Below are 2,305 nucleotides of genomic sequence, written 5' to 3' on the forward strand. Positions count from 1 at the left end.
AAGGTTACTGACGTCAGCTAAACTCCGAATGCCGGTCAAGTGAGAGCGCAGCAGTGAGACTGTGGGGGATAAGCTTCATGGTCGAGAGGGAAACAGCCCAGACCACCAGTTAAGGTCCCTAAGCGTGTGCTAAGTGGGAAAGGATGTGGAGTTGCTTAGACAACCAGGAGGTTGGCTTAGAAGCAGCCACCCTTGAAAGAGTGCGTAATAGCTCACTGGTCAAGTGATTCCGCGCCGACAATTTAGCGGGGCTCAAGCACACCACCGAAACTGTGGCATTTAGTCCCTTGCGGACTGGATGGGTAGGGGAGCGTCGAACACTGCGGTGAAGCAGCAGCGTAAGCTCGTCTGTGGAGTGTGTTCGAGTGAGAATGCAGGCATGAGTAGCGAAAGACACGTGAGAAACGTGTCCGCCGAATGACTAAGGGTTCCAGGGTCAAGCTAATCTGCCCTGGGTTAGTCGGGACCTAAGGCGAGGCCGACAGGCGTAGTCGATGGACAACGGGTTGATATTCCCGTACCGGTATAAGACCGCCCATGGTGAACTGGTGATACTAACTGCCCGAATCGTGCTGGATTGGCCCCTTTGGGGGTCGACGTGTACGAGGAGCGCAGGACCTGAACCGGGGAGCCAAGCGTATTAACAGGTGTGACGCAGGAAGGTAGCTGAGCCCAGCGATGGTTGTCTGGGTCTAAGAGTGTAGCCCGAGTCCTAGGCAAATCCGGGACTCGTTATATGGGTGAGACTTGATGGGACTCCACTTTGTGGGGGATTCAGTGATCCTATGCTGCCAAGAAAAGCATCGACGCGAGGGCTTGTACCGCCCGTACCCATAACCGACACAGGTGGTCAGGTAGAGAATACTAAGGCGATCGAGAGAACCACGGTTAAGGAACTCGGCAAAATACCCCCGTAACTTCGGGAGAAGGGGGACCACCCTGGTGATCCAGGCTTGCTTTGGTGAGCTGGTGGTGGTCGCAGAGACCAGGGGGAAGCGACTGTTTACTAAAAACACAGGTCCGTGCGAAGTCGTAAGACGATGTATACGGACTGACTCCTGCCCGGTGCTGGAAGGTTAAGAGGAAGGGTTAGTCCTTGTGGCGAAGCTCTGAATTTAAGCCCCAGTAAACGGCGGTGGTAACTATAACCATCCTAAGGTAGCGAAATTCCTTGTCGGGTAAGTTCCGACCTGCACGAATGGAGTAACGACTTCCCCGCTGTCTCAACCGTGGACTCGGCGAAATTGCACTACGAGTAAAGATGCTCGTTACGCGCAGCAGGACGGAAAGACCCCGAGACCTTTACTATAGCTTGGTATTGGTGTTTGACATCACTTGTGTAGGATAGGTGGGAGACTTTGAAGCGGCCACGCTAGTGGTCGTGGAGTCATCGTTGAAATACCACTCTGGTGATGTTAGGCATCTAACTTCGGGCCCTGATCGGGTCCAGGGACAGTGCCTGGTGGGTAGTTTAACTGGGGCGGTTGCCTCCTAAAGAGTAACGGAGGCGCCCAAAGGTTCCCTCAGCCTGGTTGGCAATCAGGTGTCGAGTGTAAGTGCACAAGGGAGCTTGACTGTGAGAGCGGCAGCTCAAGCAGGAACGAAAGTTGGGACTAGTGATCCGGCGGCACCGTGTGGAAGGGCCGTCGCTCAACGGATAAAAGGTACCTCGGGGATAACAGGCTGATCCTGCCCAAGAGTCCATATCGACGGCATGGTTTGGCACCTCGATGTCGGCTCGTCGCATCCTGGGGCTGGAGTTGGTCCCAAGGGTTGGGCTGTTCGCCCATTAAAGCGGTACGCGAGCTGGGTTTAGAACGTCGTGAGACAGTTCGGTCCCTATCCGCTGCGCGCGCAGGAGATTTGAGAAGGTCTGTCCTTAGTACGAGAGGACCGGGACGGACGAACCTCTGGTGTGTCAGTTGTACTGCCAAGTGCACCGCTGATTAGCTACGTTCGGGATGGATAACCGCTGAAAGCATCTAAGTGGGAAGCCGGCTTCAAGATAAGATCTCCGTCACCTTTATGGTGTGAAGGCTCCCAGCTAGACTACTGGGTTGATAGGCCAGATGTGGAAGCGCAGCAATGCGTGAAGCTGACTGGTACTAATAAGCCGACCACTTACACCACACTCATCATGTGTGGGCTCGGTGAAGTTTCATTTGAACACTGCGTGTTCGCGTCCACTAGGCGGTTCTCTGCCAACAACCTCACGACACCCGTGTGGGCACATCCTCTTGTGGGGTGTGTGTGCGGGGTGTGTGGGTCAGAGACAGAACCCTGCCCCCGGTGTTTGTGGGGGTGG

1 rRNA gene (running past one end of the window) is annotated in these 2,305 nt (G+C 55.0%); it reads left to right on the forward strand.

What is annotated here, in order from left to right:
* Nucleotides 1-2,129: ribosomal RNA gene (locus EV640_RS13465) — 23S ribosomal RNA — on the forward strand (it extends 1,080 nt beyond the left edge of the window).
* Nucleotides 2,130-2,305: the final 176 nt, after the last annotated feature.

This window comes from Nesterenkonia aurantiaca (assembly GCF_004364585.1).
Taxonomy (GTDB): Bacteria; Actinomycetota; Actinomycetes; order Actinomycetales; family Micrococcaceae; genus Nesterenkonia; species Nesterenkonia aurantiaca.